The 17,727-nt window shown below is 58.3% G+C and carries 18 protein-coding genes; 13 read left to right on the top strand and 5 right to left on the bottom strand.

The genetic code is table 11. From position 1 onward, the window contains the following. The first annotated feature begins 81 nt into the window (after window positions 1-81). The 10 genes from pilW to RZA33_RS17985 all read left to right on the top strand — a co-directional run bounded on the left by pilW (window position 82) and on the right by RZA33_RS17985 (window position 9,786). Complete coding sequence (gene pilW, locus RZA33_RS18030; RefSeq protein ID WP_317509097.1) at window positions 82-816, top strand: type IV pilus biogenesis/stability protein PilW; 735 nt, start codon at window positions 82-84, stop codon at window positions 814-816. Between the two features lie 47 nt (window positions 817-863). Beyond that, entirely contained in the window at window positions 864-1,898 is a 1,035-nt protein-coding gene (locus tag RZA33_RS18025) for a RodZ family helix-turn-helix domain-containing protein (protein ID WP_317509096.1), read from the top strand. 7 nt (window positions 1,899-1,905) lie between these two features. Next, window positions 1,906-3,021 (top strand): flavodoxin-dependent (E)-4-hydroxy-3-methylbut-2-enyl-diphosphate synthase, encoded by a 1,116-nt coding sequence (ispG, locus tag RZA33_RS18020; RefSeq protein ID WP_317509095.1) that lies wholly within the window; start codon window positions 1,906-1,908, stop codon window positions 3,019-3,021. Window positions 3,022-3,082: 61 nt separating this feature from the next. Next, complete coding sequence (gene hisS, locus RZA33_RS18015; RefSeq protein ID WP_317509094.1) at window positions 3,083-4,384, top strand: histidine--tRNA ligase; 1,302 nt, start codon at window positions 3,083-3,085, stop codon at window positions 4,382-4,384. Window positions 4,385-4,438: 54 nt separating this feature from the next. After that, window positions 4,439-5,098 (top strand): YfgM family protein, encoded by a 660-nt coding sequence (locus tag RZA33_RS18010; RefSeq protein WP_317509093.1) that lies wholly within the window; start codon window positions 4,439-4,441, stop codon window positions 5,096-5,098. After that, window positions 5,095-6,264: an outer membrane protein assembly factor BamB gene (bamB, locus tag RZA33_RS18005; protein WP_317509092.1), complete on the top strand. Its 1,170-nt coding sequence runs from the start codon at window positions 5,095-5,097 to the stop codon at window positions 6,262-6,264. Before RZA33_RS18010 ends, bamB begins: the two co-directional genes overlap by 4 nt. After that, on the top strand, window positions 6,261-7,664 hold the full coding sequence (gene der / locus RZA33_RS18000; RefSeq protein ID WP_317509091.1) for a ribosome biogenesis GTPase Der: 1,404 nt from the start codon (window positions 6,261-6,263) through the stop codon (window positions 7,662-7,664). The genes bamB and der overlap by 4 nt, the downstream gene beginning before the upstream one ends. 220 nt (window positions 7,665-7,884) lie before the next feature. Next, window positions 7,885-8,499 (top strand): hypothetical protein, encoded by a 615-nt coding sequence (locus RZA33_RS17995; RefSeq protein WP_317509089.1) that lies wholly within the window; start codon window positions 7,885-7,887, stop codon window positions 8,497-8,499. Window positions 8,500-8,676: 177 nt separating this feature from the next. Further along, window positions 8,677-9,483: a M48 family metallopeptidase gene (locus RZA33_RS17990; RefSeq protein WP_317509088.1), complete on the top strand. Its 807-nt coding sequence runs from the start codon at window positions 8,677-8,679 to the stop codon at window positions 9,481-9,483. A 42-nt stretch (window positions 9,484-9,525) separates the two neighbouring features. Then, window positions 9,526-9,786, top strand: a complete 261-nt coding sequence (locus RZA33_RS17985; protein WP_317509087.1) for a hypothetical protein — start codon at window positions 9,526-9,528, stop codon at window positions 9,784-9,786. Between the two features lie 20 nt (window positions 9,787-9,806). On the opposite strand, the gene aroE is transcribed toward RZA33_RS17985, so the two are convergent. The 5 genes from aroE to RZA33_RS17960 form a co-directional block, all read right to left on the bottom strand. After that, a complete protein-coding gene (gene aroE / locus RZA33_RS17980) occupies window positions 9,807-10,628 on the bottom strand; it encodes a shikimate dehydrogenase (RefSeq protein ID WP_317509086.1) in 822 nt (273 codons plus the stop codon). Further along, window positions 10,625-11,578 carry an oxygen-dependent coproporphyrinogen oxidase gene (gene hemF, locus RZA33_RS17975; protein ID WP_317509085.1) on the bottom strand — a complete coding sequence of 318 codons (954 nt, stop codon included), beginning with the start codon at window positions 11,576-11,578 and terminating at the stop codon, window positions 10,625-10,627. The genes aroE and hemF overlap by 4 nt, the downstream gene beginning before the upstream one ends. 134 nt (window positions 11,579-11,712) lie before the next feature. Then, complete coding sequence (locus tag RZA33_RS17970) at window positions 11,713-12,270, bottom strand: L-threonylcarbamoyladenylate synthase (RefSeq protein WP_317509084.1); 558 nt, start codon at window positions 12,268-12,270, stop codon at window positions 11,713-11,715. A gap of 55 nt (window positions 12,271-12,325) precedes the next feature. Next, the gene (gene dprA, locus RZA33_RS17965) at window positions 12,326-13,465 is read right to left on the bottom strand and encodes a DNA-processing protein DprA (RefSeq protein WP_317509083.1); all 1,140 of its coding nucleotides are present in this window, start codon (window positions 13,463-13,465) and stop codon (window positions 12,326-12,328) included. Between the two features lie 34 nt (window positions 13,466-13,499). Continuing rightward, complete coding sequence (locus tag RZA33_RS17960; RefSeq protein ID WP_416337884.1) at window positions 13,500-14,297, bottom strand: peptidoglycan-binding protein; 798 nt, start codon at window positions 14,295-14,297, stop codon at window positions 13,500-13,502. 253 nt (window positions 14,298-14,550) lie between these two features. Here RZA33_RS17960 and def point away from each other — a divergent pair, with 253 nt between their 5' ends. Genes def through rsmB form a run of 3 tightly spaced genes read left to right on the top strand, consistent with a single transcriptional unit; the run spans window position 14,551 to window position 17,443 of the window. Further along, window positions 14,551-15,063 carry a peptide deformylase gene (def, locus tag RZA33_RS17955; protein ID WP_317509081.1) on the top strand — a complete coding sequence of 171 codons (513 nt, stop codon included), beginning with the start codon at window positions 14,551-14,553 and terminating at the stop codon, window positions 15,061-15,063. A 47-nt stretch (window positions 15,064-15,110) separates the two neighbouring features. Next, window positions 15,111-16,115, top strand: coding sequence for a methionyl-tRNA formyltransferase (gene fmt / locus RZA33_RS17950; protein WP_317509080.1), 1,005 nt, complete (start codon window positions 15,111-15,113; stop codon window positions 16,113-16,115). Continuing rightward, window positions 16,112-17,443, top strand: a complete 1,332-nt coding sequence (gene rsmB, locus RZA33_RS17945; RefSeq protein WP_317509079.1) for a 16S rRNA (cytosine(967)-C(5))-methyltransferase RsmB — start codon at window positions 16,112-16,114, stop codon at window positions 17,441-17,443. The genes fmt and rsmB overlap by 4 nt, the downstream gene beginning before the upstream one ends. Window positions 17,444-17,727: the final 284 nt, after the last annotated feature.

Here is a 17,727-nt window from a genome sequence, read left to right as displayed (position 1 = left end):
CACGGTTTTTATTTAGATTAGCACGGCTGTTTGTATGTATTGCCTTAATGGCAATTGGACGTTCACCACAAGAGGATTGACATGATCGCTCGCCGCCGGCGCCAACACCCATTGCGGGTGCCCATGCTTACCGTCCTTATCGGTAGCCTGTGGCTTGCTGGCTGTGCCTCGCCCAACACACTGACAGCGCAAGACAACCCCGCAGCGGCGAACGCCTATACCCAGCTAGGCGTCGCTTACCTGGAGCGCGACAACCTTCCCCGCGCACTCAATGCATTGGACCGGGCGTTGGAAATCGCTCCGCGCCATGCCGAAGCATTGCAGGCGTTGGCGCTGGTTTATCAACGCCAGGGCGAAAGCGACCTTGCCAACGACTATTTTCAACAAGCGGTGAATGCCGATCCGGACTTCACCCGTGCCCGCAACAATTACGCCGCTTTTTTGTACGCTCAGGGCCAGTTTAACGCTGCCTGTGAGCAACTAGAGACCGCATCAGATGATGCCCAGTACGCTAACCGAGCCCAGTTATTCACTAATTTAGGGCAGTGTTATCTGGCGCTGGAAGAATTTGATAAGGCGCGTGCTCGATTGGAGCGCGCGCAGAGTATTGATCCGCGCAACCCGCGCGGCTATTTAATGTTAGCTGAACTCGAATACTCGCAGGGCAATTACCCTCAGGCCTGGGCACCGCTGCAAACTTATTTACAGCTCGCCGAACCCAACCGAGCGGCGCTGGAAATGGCGGTTGAAATCGCCCGTGCGCGCGGCGACCATAGCGTCGCCGCCGACTACCAGCGCCAACTTGGTAACGATTGACTGATTGACGCCCTGATCACCGCTTATTTAATGAAGGATGCTCAGCCATGAGCGATACACAGTCACAAGAAAGCGTCATTAACAGCACCAGCACTAGCGACCCAAAAAGCGCCTCCCCCGGCGAACTGCTTTCTCGCCAGCGCGAACAGCTTGGTATTCCACTCGCCGACGCGGCCCGGGCGTTGAACCTGCGCCCCGCCGTGGTGGGGGGGCTTGAGCAGGATAACTATCAAGAGATTCCTGTCGCCGCTTATCGGCGCGGCTACCTGCGCTCTTACGCCAAATACCTGGGCATGGATGACCGGTTGGTGCTTGAAGCGTATCAAGCCCATAACAAGGAGACCGACGTTGATCGCAAAGTCACCCCGGTTTCTTTTAACAAGCCGCCCTCGCGCCTCGGGGCTTGGCTGTTCAAGCTGGTCACTCTGCTGGTCATTGCAGGACTTATCGCCGTGACCGTTATGTGGTGGCAAAGCCGTGGCGGCAATACCCCTCCGGGCTTTAGCTCTTCCTCAACGCCAGAAGCCCCTACGCAAGAAGAAAGCGTTAGCGCCCGGGACGAATCGAACGGCGCAGACGCTGTAGAAGCACAGAGCCCCTCGGCCGGCTCCAGCTTTACCAGTGGCGACGACAGCGCGACACTACAAAGCGACGCCACCAACGTGACGCCATCGCCCTCAGCTCTGCAAGATCAAGCAGCGAGCAACGAGGATAACGCCGACCCGATCGCGGCATTCGATCCGCCGACGCCGACCGAAACAGACGATCAACCACAAGCGCCAACGGACGCAGCGGAAAGTGATGATCAGAGCTCTCCTGAGCCCGAACCCGCCACTAACGCCAATACCCTTGAGCTAACCTTTAATGAACAGTCGTGGACTGAGATTTTTGACGCCACTAATCAGCGCGTCTTTGTCGGTCTGCAAACGCCAGGCACCACCGCCACTGTCGAAGGCGAGCCCCCGTTTCGTTTAACCGTGGGCAATGCCACTGGCGTTGAGCTGCGCTACCAAGGCGAGGAAGTTGACCTTCCCGCCCAAGCTGGTGCCAATAATGTTGCCCGATTTACCCTAGGAGAGTGAACGCCTTATGCACACCCCTTCTCCGATCAAACGCCGCTTTTCCCGCCAGATTCATGTTGGCAATGTAGCGGTGGGTGGTGATGCCCCGATTGCCGTTCAGAGCATGACCAACACCAACACGCTCGATGTTGCCGCTACGGTGGCACAAATCCAACAGCTGGAAACAGCGGGTGCGGATATCGTGCGCGTTTCGGTGCCCGATATGGATGCCGCCGAAACCTTTGGCCAAATCAAAAAGCTGGTCAATGTACCGCTCGTTGCCGACATCCATTTTGATTACAAAATTGCCTTGCGCGTCGCCGAACTCGGCGTCGATTGCCTACGCATAAATCCAGGCAACATCGGCCGTGAAGACCGCGTACGCGCGGTGGTTAGTGCGGCTCGCGAGCACGGCATTCCGATCCGCATTGGTGTCAACGCTGGCTCGCTGGAAAAAGACCTGCAGAAAAAATACGGTGAGCCAACGCCTGCCGCACTGGTGGAATCCGCCATGCGCCATATCGACTATCTGGACCGTCTCGACTTCCCCGACTTCAAAGTCAGTGTCAAAGCCTCAGATGTGTTTATGGCCGTGGCCGCCTATCGCGACCTTGCCGCCCGCATTGAACAACCGCTGCACTTGGGGATAACCGAAGCAGGCGGGCTACGTTCGGGCACGGTCAAATCATCAATTGGACTTGGCATGCTGCTGATGGACGGCATCGGCGACACCATTCGTGTCTCGCTGGCGGCAGACCCCGTGGAAGAGATCAAGGTCGGCTTTGATATGCTGCGCAGCCTCAAGCTGCGCTCTAAGGGCATCAACTTCATTGCCTGCCCTAGCTGTTCGCGCCAGAACTTCGACGTCATTGACACCATGAACCAGCTTGAAGAGCGGTTGGAAGACGTCATGACGCCGCTGAATGTCTCAGTGATCGGCTGTGTGGTCAACGGCCCCGGCGAAGCTAAAGAGACCGATATCGGCCTCACCGGCGGCAGCCCGGCCAACCTGGTGTATATCGACGGCAAACCGGCCAGCAAACTGCGCAATGACCACTTGGTAGACGACCTGGAGCGGCTGATTCGCGAAAAAGTCCGCGAAAAACAGCAGCAGCAAGACGACATGATTGCCCGCAGCGTTTAAACGCCGGGGATAGCTGCCAGCCTGAACGAGAAACGTCAGATGGCAGAATAAGGAGTTTTCATTGAGCAAGTCCGCTGTAAAAAAAATACAAGCCATTCGTGGCATGAACGATCTATTACCCAGCGATAGCCCGCGCTGGCAATTTTTTGAAGCCAAAGTACGCCAGTTAATGCTGCGTTACGGTTTTAATGAAATTCGCACACCCATTGTTGAGCAAACCGCACTGTTTGCGCGCTCCATCGGTGAAGTCACCGATATCGTCGAAAAAGAGATGTACACCTTTGATGATCGCAACGATGAAAGCCTAACACTACGCCCGGAAGGGACTGCCAGCTGTGTGCGGGCGGCCATGGAACACGGTCTGCTGCATAACCAGACCCAGCGGCTGTGGTACCAAGGCCCGATGTTTCGCTACGAGCGGCCTCAAAAGGGCCGCTACCGCCAGTTTCACCAGATTGGCGTCGAAACCTTTGGCTTTGAAGGCCCGGATATTGATGCCGAGGTGATTCTGCTGTCGGCGCGATTATGGCAAGAGCTGGGGCTGATGGAACACGTTACCCTGGAGCTAAACTCGCTGGGTTCATCAGCGGCGCGTGCCGCCTACCGCGACACCCTGGTGGCCTATTTTGAGCAGCACCATGACTTGCTCGATGAAGACTCCAAGCGCCGCTTAACCAGCAACCCACTGCGTATTCTGGATTCTAAAAATCCGGCCATGGCTGAGATGCTCGACGCCGCGCCGCAGCTAATGGATCACCTGGATGCCGAGTCCCGCGAACACTTTGAGCAGCTAACTAAAATGCTTGAAGCGGCGGGTATTGAGTATGTAATCAACCCGCGTCTGGTGCGCGGGCTCGACTACTATAGCCGCACCGTGTTCGAGTGGACCACCACGGCACTGGGCAGCCAAGGCACCGTGTGTGCAGGCGGGCGTTACGACGGTCTGGTTGAACAGCTGGGTGGCAAGCCGACCCCCGCTGTAGGTTTTGCGATGGGCATTGAACGGCTGATTTTATTGCTTGAGACCCTCGACCTGATCCCCGATGACGCCCTCGGCGGCTGCGATGTTTACCTGCTACCCATGGACGATAACGCCACCATCGCGGCGATCAGCCTGGCCGAACAGCTACGCAGCGAACTGCCGGCCCTGCGCCTTCAGCTTCACTGCGGCGGCGGCAGTTTCAAAAGCCGTATCAAGAAAGCCGACAAAAGTAATGCACCGATGGCGATACTGCTTGGCGAAGATGAAATCGCCGAACAGGCGGCAACTCTCAAGTTTCTGCGCGATGACCGCGAACAGCAGCGTGTTCCCCTAGCAGCGCTAGGCGATACCCTACGCAAGGCATTCGCCACTAACGCTTAACGCTCACACAGGCTAACGACCTTGGAGCACACCGATTAGAATAGGAGACCGCACGTGGCGGAGCTGAGAAGCGACGAAGAGCAGCTAGACGCAGTCAAACGCTGGTGGAAAGAAAACGGCGTTTCATTGGTGACCGGCGCCGTTCTTGCGGCGGCGGGGGTGTTTGGCTGGAATGCTTGGCAAAACTACCAGCAAGGTCAGGCCGAAGCAGCGTCCATGCGCTACCAGCAACTGGTCAACATGACGGCCGGCAACGAGCTTGAAGAAGAACAGTTGGCAAGCGCGCGGGAAATGGTTAGCGAAATTACCGCCGAGCATGGCGATACGCTGTATGCCGAGCTCGCCCTGCTGCTGGACGCGCGCCTAGCGGTTCAGCAAGGTGATTTGGAAAGCGCCAGAAGTGCGCTGGAAAACCTTGCCAACGACTCTTCGCGCCGCTATGTGCAAAGCCTTGCATGGCTGCGCTTGGCGCGCGTGGAACTTGCCGATGGCAACCCGGAGCAGGCACTTGCGCTGTTAGACGAGCCAATTAGCGACGCGTTAGCCGCTCAACAGGCCAACGTGCGTGGCGATGCGCTCATCGCCCAGGGCGACACTGGCGGGGCCCGCGACGCGTGGGAAACCGCTATTGACGTGTCTCAAAACCAAAATCAGCCGCTCTATGGCGTGCAGTTAAAGCTTGACGATCTCGGCGCTGAGGAGGCAACACAATGAACACCCGTATTTTAACAAAGCAGCTGACGCGCCTGGGTTTGGCGTCGCTGTCTCTGGCGCTGCTGGTCGGCTGCGCCAGCAGCAGCGAGTCTGCTTACAACCCCAAAGAGCTGCGTAATTTCGACGCAACCTCCTCCCTGGACACTCAGTGGGATCGCCAGGTAGGCGACGGTTTTGGTCACGCGCGTTACCCGATTGCCCCCGCCCGTGAAGGCAACACCGTGTTTGCCGCAGACGCTGAAGGCATTGTGATGGCGATGGGCGCCAATAGCGGCGACGTCGAGTGGAAAATCAACCTCGACACCACTATTTCCAGCGCGTTAACGGCCATTGCCGGGCAGCTCTATTTGGCCACCGGCAACGGCGAAGTCATCTCCCTGGATCAACGCGATGGCAGTGAAAACTGGCGCACTCGGGTTACTAGTCAGGTATTAGCCGCGCCTCAGGCTAACCAACAACTGCTGGTTGTACAAAGTGTCGATGGTAACGTTACGGCCTTGGATCGTGCCAGCGGCGAAGAGCGCTGGGTATACACCAGTTCGCAGCCTTCCCTCACTCTGCGCGGCACCGGCACGCCGATGGTGATTGATCCGGTCAGCTTTGTTGGCCTAGCCAATGGCCGCTTAGCGACGCTGGATAACCGCAGCGGTCAGTCGCTCTGGGAGATGCAAATTGCCACGCCGCGTGGCCGTAGCGAAGTGGAGCGCTTGGTTGATCTTTCCGGCCAACCGGTCATTAGCCCCGATGGGCGCTTGTTTGTGACCAGCTACAACGGCCGAGTCGTCGCCCTGGAAGCGACCCAAGGCGATGTACTCTGGGAAGCGGATCTCTCCAGCCGTCATACGCCGGTTCTAGTCGGTGACTTCCTGTTTGTGGTCACCGATGACAGCCAGGTTGTCGCTCTTGACGCCAACAGCGGCAGCGAAATTTGGCGCAACGACGATCTGGAAGATCGTTGGTTGACCGCCCCCGCCTTTGCCGATGGACGCTTGGTAGTGGGCGATTTTGAAGGTTATCTTCACCTGATTGACGCTCGCGAAGGCGATATCGTAGGCCGTACTCGCGTGCACAGCTCGGGCATCAGCGTACGCCCGGTCACTGAAGGCAGCACCATTCATGTCCAGGCCAACAACGGTCGCCTGGAAACCCTGGAAGTAACCCCATGACACCCGTCATTGCTTTAGTCGGTCGCCCCAATGTGGGCAAATCGACGTTGTTTAACCGCCTAACGCGCTCGCGTGATGCCCTGGTGGCTGATTTTCCCGGCCTCACCCGCGACCGCAAGTACGGCAACGGCATGCTGGGCGATAAAGTCTATACGGTCATTGATACCGGCGGCATTAGCGGTGACGAAGACGGCATCGACGCCGTCATGGCGGAGCAATCACTCGCCGCCATTGATGAAGCCGATATTGTGCTGTTTATGGTCGACGCCCGCGCTGGCCTTATCGCCGCTGACCAGGCGATTGCCAACCACCTGCGGGTAAACCAGAAAAAAACCTGGCTGGTGGTGAATAAAACCGACGGGCTCGAAGAGCACTCGGCGATGGGTGATTTCTGGTCGCTGGGTCTAGGCGATCCCTGGCCGATTGCCGCCGCCCACGGGCGCAATGTGTCGACCCTGATCGACGTGGTACTCGAACCGTTTCCCGAGCGCGATGCCAGCATTCCTGCGGACACCGGCAGCAAAGGCGTTCGCATCAGCGTGATTGGGCGTCCTAACGTGGGCAAATCGACCCTCGTTAATCGCCTCCTCGGTGAAGAACGCGTGGTGGTCTTTGATGAAGCGGGCACCACCCGCGATGCCATCGAGATCCCCTTTGAACGTCGCGGCAAGCCCTATGTGCTGATTGATACCGCGGGCATTCGGCGGCGCAAGAATATCCGGGAAGTCACCGAAAAATTCTCTATCATCAAAACCCTCGATGCGATTAAAGAATCGCATGTGGTGATTATGGTACTGGATGGTTCCAGCGGCCTGGTGGAGCAGGATTTGCACCTGCTGGACTATGTGTTGACCACCGGTCGCGCACTGGTGCTGGCAGTCAACAAGTGGGATGGCCTTGAGACCGAAGCCAAGGATAAAATGCGCACTGAGGTCAAGCGCCGCCTGGGCTTTGCAGATTACGCCGAGCTGCACTTTATCTCTGCCCTGCACGGCACGGCGGTGGGGGATCTCTACCCCTCGATTGACCGCGCCTTTGATGCCGCTAACGCCCACTGGTCGACCAACCGCCTTACCACCCTGCTCCAGGACGCGGTAAGCCAAAACCCACCGCCGATGGTGCACGGTCGTCGCATTAAACTGCGGATGGCTCACCAGGGTGGCAGCAACCCGCCGATTATCGTCGTTCACGGCAATCAAACCGAGTCGCTACCCGAAGCCTACCGCCGCTACCTCACCAACACTTTCCGCAAGGTGCTCAAGGTGCGCGGCACGCCGATTCGCTTTGAGTTCCGCTCGGGCAGTAACCCGTTCGATGACATGGCGGGCGCCAGCGACAAAGAGAAAGCTAAAAAGCGCGAGCTTAACCGCACCAAAGAGGCGCGCAAAAGCCGTCGCTAATCATTTTAGTAGCTGCCTTTTGAATCCGCCCGTTTGCATGCCAAGCGGGCGTTTTGGTTCTAGCCTTAAATAAGTGCCTGCGCGCACAAATTCTCTTGACAGCAAATAGCTTCAGCCCTCAAATAGCCGCGCTTATTAGCCCAAACCTAGTAAGTTCGCATCAACACCTCACTCTTAGCATTGTTACCCCACTACTTACGCCCTACTTAAGGGGAGTCTTATGCTTCATATTGCTCGCTATTGGCGATGGCTAAACCTGCTTGGCTTTGCCAGCCTACTCACGGGCTGTCTCGCCCTGCCCCAAACCGGTTTGTTTGCGTTTCGTTTGGCGGTGACCTCTCTGGGGGTCGAGGATGTTCGCATTGGCCCTTACAGCATTAATGCGGGGCTAGACACAAGTGATCTAACCAGCCTGATTGCTTCCAGCCTTGGCGCGGGTAGCCTGCCTGTTCAGGCCACCATTGCTATGGGGCTGGGCTTACCCGCAGGCATGCCCCCGGTGGAAATGTCGGGCTTTCGCTGGATGCTCGACATGCCTGGCGTTAACCCGGTGCAGGGTAACTATGAACAGGACGTCACGCTCACTTCCGGCGACGATGCAAACTTACGCCTGCCGGTTGCCTTTGATGTGCTCGCCACCGACACCCAACGCATGGCCCCCATGCTGGAGCTTGCCAGCCAGTTGGCGTCCCAAGGCGAGCTACCATCCGGCAGTCAACTGGCCATCACGCCAGGGGATCTGCGCGGCTTAGGCATGCGGCTTCCTGCAGGTTTATTGATGCCCACCATTCGTTTAAACGTAGGTGCCGATGGGCAGTTAGTACCCCAGCGCTGAGGGTTTGTATCTAGAAGCTTGCAGCCAACCGTTTGCGGCCTAGCCCTGGTTCAGAGGGAGTGATCAATTCAGCATCCATGCTCACCTTCAAGGTGGGTTATGATGGGGGATTGATTTACTGCTATCAGCGGTTATCTTGTGTCCAAGAAATCTATTCGTCTATAAGGAAACCGTCTCATGCGCTGGCTTCGCCCTTTTGCTGTCACTACGCTATGTATCTCTCTAGCGGCCTGTTCTACTTCGCCCACCGGACGTTCACAGCTGCTATTGCTCTCTGATAGCGAATTAAATGAGATGGGCCGTCAGGCGTTCACTCAGTATCAGCAGGAATTGCCCACGGCCGGTCAGGCCAGTCATCGCTATGTACAGTGTATTGCCGATGCCATTGTGGCGGAACTTCCCGCAGAGCAGCGGCAGTTAGATTGGCAAATCCGCGTGTTTGAATCCGAGCAGCCCAACGCCTTTGCGCTTCCCGGCGGCTATATGGGCGTGAATACAGGCATGCTGGATATCGCCACCAATCAAGACCAGCTGGCGTCTGTCGTCGGCCACGAAATTGGCCACGTGCTGGCTAACCACGCCAACGAGCGCGCCTCTACCCAGAGCGCCACCTCGTTGGGTCTATCGGTTATTTCTAGCACTTCCGGCATGCAGTCTGCCGGTGGTCAGCAGCTAATGGGCGTGCTGGGCATGGGTGCGCAATACGGCATCGTACTGCCTTTCTCCCGTGCCCATGAAAGCGAGGCTGATGTGATTGGCTTAGACCTGATGGCACAAGCGGGCTTCGACCCACGCGAGAGCGTTACCCTTTGGGAAAACATGCAAGCAGCGACAGGTGGCGGCGGCGCACCCCCCGCTTGGATGTCAACTCACCCAGGCCAAGGTCAGCGCATTGAAGGTCTGCAGGGCAATATGGATCAAGCCCTAGCACGCTACGAGCAAGCCCGTAGCAGTGGCCGGACGCCCAACTGCCAGCGGCCCTAAAGGTCGCTTTGAGATTTGAATGATTAAACGCTTGAGGTTTAGATGATTAGATTGGGATTATTGCTGTTGGTACTGCCGCTGTTTGTGCTGATGGGCGTGTATTTCTGGGAGCTCAACGATGTGCGCGCGTGCCAGCTTGATGGCGGCCATTGGGACTATATCGACAGTGTCTGCCGAGATAATTCGCAACCCTTCGTCTCCTGGCTGGAACGCTCGCCGCTGCTCGTCAATGGCGGCATGCTGCTCTCAGTGGTAGGGCTGGTGATGTGCATGGTGGGTTTGTACGTTAAGCGCACTAAGTAAAGCGTTTTGCCATCACGCGGTTACGTATAGTTAAGCGACTGGCGCAGCATTTCTCGCACGGGTGCCGTTTCAGGGCGCACATTGCGCCACAAAAAGAACGACTCGGCGGCCTGCTCGACCAGCATACCCAAACCGTCGAGTAGCTTCGCGCCACGCGGCCCGGCCCACTGTAAAAACACCGTCGGCTCGGCCCCGTACATCATGTCGTAGGCCCAGGCGTTAGCATTAAACAAGGCATCAGGCAGCGGCGGTAAGTCGCCTGCGAGGCTCGCGCTGGTGCCGTTAATCACCACATCAAACGTGCCGCCAAGCGTATCAAAACCGCCGCCAGTGACAGGCCCTAGGTCAGCAAAATCGCTGGCTAACTGCTCGGCTTTGCTGGCGGTGCGGTTGACCACCACGAGTTCACTGGGCTGTTCGGCAAGCAGAGGCGCCAGAATGCCGCGCACGGCGCCGCCAGCGCCTACCACCAAAATGCGCCTTCCCGCTAACGCCACGCGGTGATAGGCCAAATCACGCACTAAGCCAATGCCGTCGGTAGTATCGCCGTAGGTACGACCATTGCCGCCTAAAATCAGCGTATTGACCGCCCCTGCCCGTTGGGCGCGATGGCTTAGAGTATCGCAGATTGCAAAGGCATCGCTCTTGAACGGCACGGTAACATTGGCGCCTCGCCCGCCTGCGTCGATAAACGCCCGCCAAGCACCAGCAAAGCCATCCAGCGGTGCTTCTTCAGCGGTGTACTCAAGCGCTTGCTGGGTTTGATGGGCAAACTCAGCGTGGATTTGCGGTGACTTCGAGTGCTTAACAGGGTTGCCAAACACGCAGTAGCGATCGGTCATGATACCTCTCCTGTCGTTCTTTGAACGCCATCTTCAGCGAATTCGCCGAGCCAGTCGCGAGGATATAAAAAGTCCTGTAACCGCGCTTCAGCGCTGCCGGGTTGCGGCTCAAAGGCGTACTCCCAGCGGGCGAGCGGCGGCATCGACATCAGAATTGACTCCGTGCGCCCGCCGCTTTGCAAGCCAAATAGCGTGCCGCGGTCCCAGACCAAGTTGAACTCCACGTAGCGGCCACGGCGGTAAAGCTGAAAATCGCGCTCGCGCTCGCCCCAGGCGTCATTTTTACGGCGCTCAACAATGGGCAAGTAAGCCTCTAGAAAACTATCGCCCACCGCACGCTGCAGGGCAAAACAGTCGGCAAATTCACCTTCGTTTAGGTCATCGAAAAATAGCCCGCCCACGCCGCGGGTTTCATCGCGGTGCTTGAGGTAGAAGTATTCGTCGCACCAGGCTTTATAGCGGGCGTAAACGTCGTCGCCAAAGGGGGCGCAGGCTGCTTTGGCGACGCGGTGCCAGTGCACGACGTCTTCCATGACGGGATAAAACGGCGTTAAGTCAAAGCCCCCACCAAACCACCACACCGGCGGCTCGCCGACTTTTTCCGCAATGAAGAAGCGCACGTTGCCATGACTGGTCGGCACATGAGGGTTTTCCGGATGCAGTACCCAGGAAACGCCCACCGCGTGAAAGCTACGCCCTGTAAGTTCAGGGCGCGCGGCGGTGGCCGAAGGCGGCAGCTGGGTGCCATAGACATGGGAAAAGTTAACGCCGCCTTTTTCAAACACACCGCCGTTGGTGATCACCCGCGAACGACCACCACCGCCCTCTTCACGCTCCCAGCTATCCTCTTGGAACTGGGCAGACTCGTCGGCGCTTGCCAACCCCGCGCATAGCCGTTCCTGCAGATCGAGAAGGTAGCGTTTAACGTCATCAAGGTGCTCGTGGGCCACGGTAACTCCTGGTAAATGGAAGATAAGTAGTGATTAGCAAATAAAAAGTCGATCGTAAAAAGGGCGTCGCAAGCGGCGAATGGCAAATTGAAGGGCTGCGGTTATTCTATGAACCCAGGTCATATAATAGTTTATTAAGCGCGTAGCAGTTTGCCGGTCACTAAATCCCTAATGGTGCTGGGATTGGCATTGCCGCCCAACGCGCCTTCCACTACATGGGCCACTTCATCGCCAAAGATGGCAGTGACCTCTGTAGCACTCATCGCCGGTGGCTCGCCGGTACGATTGGCCGAGGTGGATACCAAGGGGCCGCCAAATGCTTCGCAAAGGGCCTGCATGACGGGGTGGTCGGTCACCCGCAGCGCTACGCGCTCGTGGGCACCACGCACCAGCCCATGGCTGCGACCGTTGTCGGGCACTAGCCACGTATTAGGTCCTGGCCAGCTCGCCGCTAAGGGGGCATGCAGTGCCAACGGCAGCTGCGCTAGCCAAGGCTGAAACTGCTCAATACTGGCGGCAACGAGGATGACCCCTTTGGCAGGGTCGCGCTGTTTCATGCGCATTAGATGCGCCAACGCCTCATCGTTATCAGGGTCGCAGCTAAGCCCCCACACCGCTTCGGTGGGGCAGGCAATCACCTCGCCAGCGCGCAAGGCGCTAAGCGCGGGGGCTAGATCGGCAGCCGAACTCATGGTTTCTCCTCACCGTCTGGGCTAATGCTCATCATGTCTAACGAATTTTATCTTATCATGGCCGCGGCAGCCGCACCCAGCCTCCCGCCTGCTGGCTAACCCAGCCATCGAGCTCGAGCATTAATAGGCGCTGCTGGCAATCACTCACAGAAACGCCGGTGGAATGCACCAGCGAGTCAAGGGGCGTTGGCGTGGCCGATAAAGAGGTTAATAATGAGTCGGGCAGCGGCTCGGCCTCCTTCCTTGGGGCTACAAACGTTGAGGTATCGCCTTCCAGAACCACGCTCTGCGCAACATCCCCAGGTGACATAAACTCACCGGCCCAGTGGCCAAGATCGGCAATGATATCGTCAACGCTGCAGGCCAAATGGGCGGCCCCTTGGCGCAGCAGTGACAAACAGCCTTGTGCCTGCACGTTGTGCAGCGAACCGGGCAGCACAAATAGCTCGCGATTTTGCTCTAGGGTGAGCCGTGCACTGACCAGCGAGCCACTTTTTTCAGTGGCCTCGACCACCAAGCTGCCGAGTGAAAGACCGGTAATGATTCGATTGCGGCGCGGGAAAAATGCCGGGCGGGCCACCGTACCCGGTGGGTGCTCCGACAGCAGCAGACCACCGGGTAGGCGGCTTAGCTGCTCGTGAAGATCACGATTCGAGGCGGGATAGATCACATCCACGCCGCAGCCGAGTACGGCGATAGTGCGCCCACCGGCATTCAGGGCCGCCCGCTGAGCAACACCATCAACGCCCAAGGCCATACCGCTGACCACGCACCAGCCGCGGTGAGCCAAGTCACGCGCGAAGGTTTGGGCGTTATGGGTGCCTTCGCCGGTGGGGCGACGCGTGCCGACCATGGCAAGTTTGGGGCCCTCTAGCGCGCCAAGGTCACCCTGCGCCCAGAGCACAACAGGCGGGTCGGGAATTTCATTTAGCAGTGTGGGCCAAGCGGGATGATCGCGATGCAGAACGTGCCGACTTGGGCCGCTTTGCTGCCACGCCAGGGTCTCATCAATCACTTTTTGCAACGGGCTGCGGGTGGGGTGTTCAAGCCACAGGCGCAGCTCGCTGGCGGCACGACTAGGTAGCGCTGTCAGCCAGCCTTCCGGCCACTGCGGCTGGCGGGCTAATAATTGCGCAATACGCAGCGCGCCCATACCCGGTAACGCATTGACCACCAGCCACGCCTGGGCATCCATACCATCTCCTCATAAATACGTTTTTTATCGTCCGCTAATTACTCGATGAAGCTACTTGATCACCCTCTTCCAGCACCTGGGATGCCTGCATCACTAAGGCGTAGCTGACGTGATCATAGGGTTTGAATACCATCACACTGCCCGCCTCGGTGCTGGGTAGCCGAATCAGCTCATCGGTACGTGGATCGTTGATTAATTCACCCTGTTGATTGACGCGCAGAACGTGCCCTGCCTGCAGGCCATCCTGAGTGCCAATGTCTAGCGTTACCACCTGCAGGCGACCAATAAAGCGCACCCCGCCGGGAACGGCAATGATATGCCCGTCGACGTCATTGAGCGGTGCGCGGGGAGTAAACTCACGACTCAGCTCACGCTCCTCTAACGGCAGAACAATATCGTTAACGCGCACTTCCTGATGCGCACTCAGCACCTGAATCCGGGCAATGTCTCCCTCACTACTGATCTGACGGGCGACCCCCACGCTGATCAACTCGGTGCCCAGTGGCGTACCATCCAGCGCTTGATAATCCTCCGAGGGGCGATAGATGCCCACCTGACCTTGTCGCGGCACCTCGCCGCGCACATAGAGCGTATCGCCCGCGCCGCTAATCAGGCGTCGATCATCGCCCCCCACCACGTAGGCCAAGGCCTGCAACGCTTCAGCGTTATCCACGACGCGGTGTTCGCGCAAAAACGCTTTTACGCTCTCCATTGGGATGGCTTTGATCGCTTCGCGGTGTGGCATCGTACGTACCTGCGGCGATAGCTTGACCACCTTCTGGTCGCTTTCCAATGCCGCCGCGCATGGGCTCAGCAGCACGGCTGTCGTCATTAGCAGTGCGCCACATAAACGGCGATAGGCGTGTTGTTTTGCCGCCATACGGCTCCCCCTAATTGCAATCAATAAGCCCGCTAAATCAGCATGCGTATTTTGTTGATGAAGCGCTGTGTGGATCGGGCCTCGCATGCCCAGAAACGTTGACAGCATGATATAGTGACCCATCATAAAGTACCTAGGCTAGAAGATACTCGCCACTGCCTAGTTTGACTTAATTTAGACTCAGCATAACGGTGATTGTAACGCCATGGCCAAACTTCCTATTCTTGAGTTCCCCGATGAGCGCCTACGCACTAAGGCGGCTGCGGTGGAAAGCGTTGACGATGAGGTACGCAAGCTCGTCGACGATATGCTGGAGACCATGTATGACGCCCGTGGTATCGGTCTAGCCGCGACCCAGATCGATGTCCACCGCCGGGTTGTCGTCATGGATGTCAGCGACGATAATTCGCAGCCGTTAGTGCTGATCAACCCACGCTATACGCCGCTTGGAGACCAAAAAGAGCCGCTGTCAGAAGGCTGCCTATCGATTCCCGAATATTACGCCGACGTGCCGCGCTATCTTAAAGTGCAGCTCAACGCGCTGGATCGCAATGGCGAGGCTTACGAGTTAGAAGCGGAAGGCCTGCTGGCGCACTGCATTCAGCATGAGTACGACCACCTTGAAGGCGTACTCTTTGTGGACTATCTGTCACCGCTTAAGCGTGACCGCATCCGCAAAAAAATGCAGAAGCGCCAGAAACAAGGCCAGGACGCCTAACCGTCATTCACTACACGCTTTCCATGCACGCTAGGTAGCCTTCCAATATGTCACGATTGCGCGTTGTTTTTGCCGGCACGCCTGAATTCGCCGCTTCAAGCCTGGCCGCCTTGCTGGAAAGCCAGCACGAGGTGGTCGCGGTATATACCCAACCCGACCGGCCTGCCGGGCGTGGGCGCAAGCTAACCCCCAGCCCAGTCAAGCAGTTGGCTCTGGAGCACAGCCTGCCTGTCTATCAGCCCCAGACATTAAAAGAGCCCGCTGCGCAAGCCGAACTTGCTGCGCTCAATGCCGACATAATGGTCGTCGTTGCCTATGGGTTGCTGCTCCCCCAGGCGGTGCTGGACATACCACGGCTTGGCTGCATTAACGTTCACGCCTCGCTGCTGCCTCGGTGGCGCGGCGCTGCTCCCATTCAGCGGGCGATCGAAGCAGGCGACAGCGTTTCGGGGGTGACCATTATGCAGATGGACGCAGGGTTGGATACCGGCGCTATGCTGACTGAAGTGCGCACACCCATTACAGCCTACACCACCGGCGGCGATTTGCATGACCGCCTCGCTATTCAAGGCGCCAATGCGCTGACCAATACGCTGGACGCTCTGGCCACCGGCACCGCGCATGCCACGCCTCAGCCCGAACAAGGCGTGACCTACGCCGCCAAGCTGAGTAAAGCGGAAGCTGAGCTCGACTTTGGCCAACCCGCTCAGCAGTTAGCCAGCAAGATTCGCGCCTTTAACCCCTGGCCGGTGGCCTGGTGCGCACTAGGTGAGGAGCGCCTACGTTTGCTAATGGCGCACGTAGAAGAAGGCGAGCAGCCACCCTGCGCGCCCGGCACCCTGCTTGAACACGGCGACGACCATCTACGCATTGCTTGCGGCACCGAAGGCCGCGAGGTGCTGTGTGTCACTAGCGCGCAACTGCCCGGCGGCAAAGCCATGGCCGTACGCGACTTACTGAATGCACACCATGCGCGCCTGTCCACCGGCACTTGTCTTGGCACTCGTCTTAGTAAACCAGCGGCACAAGCCAGCGAAGGAGAAACACCATGAGCCAGAAGCGCTCCCCTCAAAGCGGCGGCAGCGGCCAGGAAGTACGAGCGGCGGCCGCCCGCGCGCTGGCCCCGGTACTGAGTGACCAAGGCTCGCTGGCAGGGTTGGATGAACACAGCGTGGTGGCCCGCGACCGCGGGCTGCTCAAAGAACTCTGCTTCGGCACCTGCCGCCGCTTACCGCGCTTAGAAGCGTTAGCGGGCGTGCTGCTTAAGCAGCCGTTTAAAAAGCGCGACAGCGATGTGCAAGCGCTGCTGCTGCTGGGCATTTACCAGCTGCTGTATATGCGCATCCCTGCCCATGCTGCGGTTGGCGAAACCGCTGGCGCTGCGCGCTTGCTGAACAAGGAATGGGCCACTCGCGTACTCAATGGCTGTCTGCGGCGGCTGCAGCGCGAATCCGAGGCGCTCCAGGCCCAGGTAGACCAGGATGAAAACGTGGCCCTTGAGCACCCACCCTGGTTGCTCAACGCGTTGCGTCACGCCTGGCCGGAACAGTGGCGCGATATTATTGCCGCTAACAACCAGCCCGGCCCGATGACGTTGAGGGTTAACCAGCGCTATAACGACCGCGAGGCCTACTTAGCACTGCTCACCAAACAGGGGTTGAACGGGCGCTTATGCACCCACGCCCCGGATGGCATTACCCTGGAAACGCCCTGTGATATCACCGCGCTGCCTGGCTTTGAAGAGGGCCACGTGAGCGTTCAGGACGAGGCCGCCCAGCTAACAGCGGCGCTGTTGGGCCCGGTGCTCGCGCCTCGCCCCGGCGCCCGCGTGCTTGATGCTTGCTGCGCCCCAGGGGGCAAAACCGCCCACCTGCTTGAGCAGTTTGATATTGCGCTAACGGCGGTCGACAGCGATAACCAACGCTTGGCGCGGGTGGACGACACCCTCAACCGACTAGGCGTAGAAGCGACCCTTCTGCACGCCGATGCCACCGAGCGCGATTGGTGGGACGGCACTCCGTTTGACGCCATTCTGCTTGACGCTCCCTGCTCTGGCACCGGGGTAATTCGACGTCATCCCGATATCAAAAAGCTGCGCCGTAAGGACGATATCCGCACACTGACCAAGCTACAGCGGCAGCTGCTGGATAATCTCTGGCCGATGCTGCGCGAGGGCGGCACGCTGCTTTACGCTACCTGCTCGGTACTGCCCGACGAGAACATTGAACAGCTTGAGGCGTTTCTCGCCCGCACACCGAATGCCCATGTGACCACGCCTAACGATCTCGCCTGGGGCATCCCCAGCGGCGCGGGTCGCCAGCTGTTTCCAGCCGAGAGCAGCCAAGACGGCTTTTTTTATGCCAGACTAGAGAAGCGCTAGACCTGCTTTTCGGCGGTGGCTGGTTTACACTGGCCGCCGTCTTTATTGCAGCGCACTAGCGCAAAGTACTATAGACCGCAAAGTACTATAGACGTCTTGACCGACAAAATAGCCTTTTGAACGTCAGGTTCGCGTCTTAAGAGGGCAACCGCCTGGTTAAGACTTCGGCGCTTTTAATGGAACCGATGCTCAGCAATGAAAATCATCATTCTCGGCGCCGGCCAGGTCGGCGGCACACTGGCTGAACACCTCGCCCGCGAGGAAAACGACATCACTGTCGTTGA

The sequence above is a fragment of the Halovibrio sp. HP20-59 genome, assembly GCF_033052795.2.
In the GTDB taxonomy this organism is placed as follows: domain Bacteria; phylum Pseudomonadota; class Gammaproteobacteria; order Pseudomonadales; family Halomonadaceae; genus Vreelandella.
This window is presented reverse-complemented; position numbering and strand designations above follow the sequence as displayed.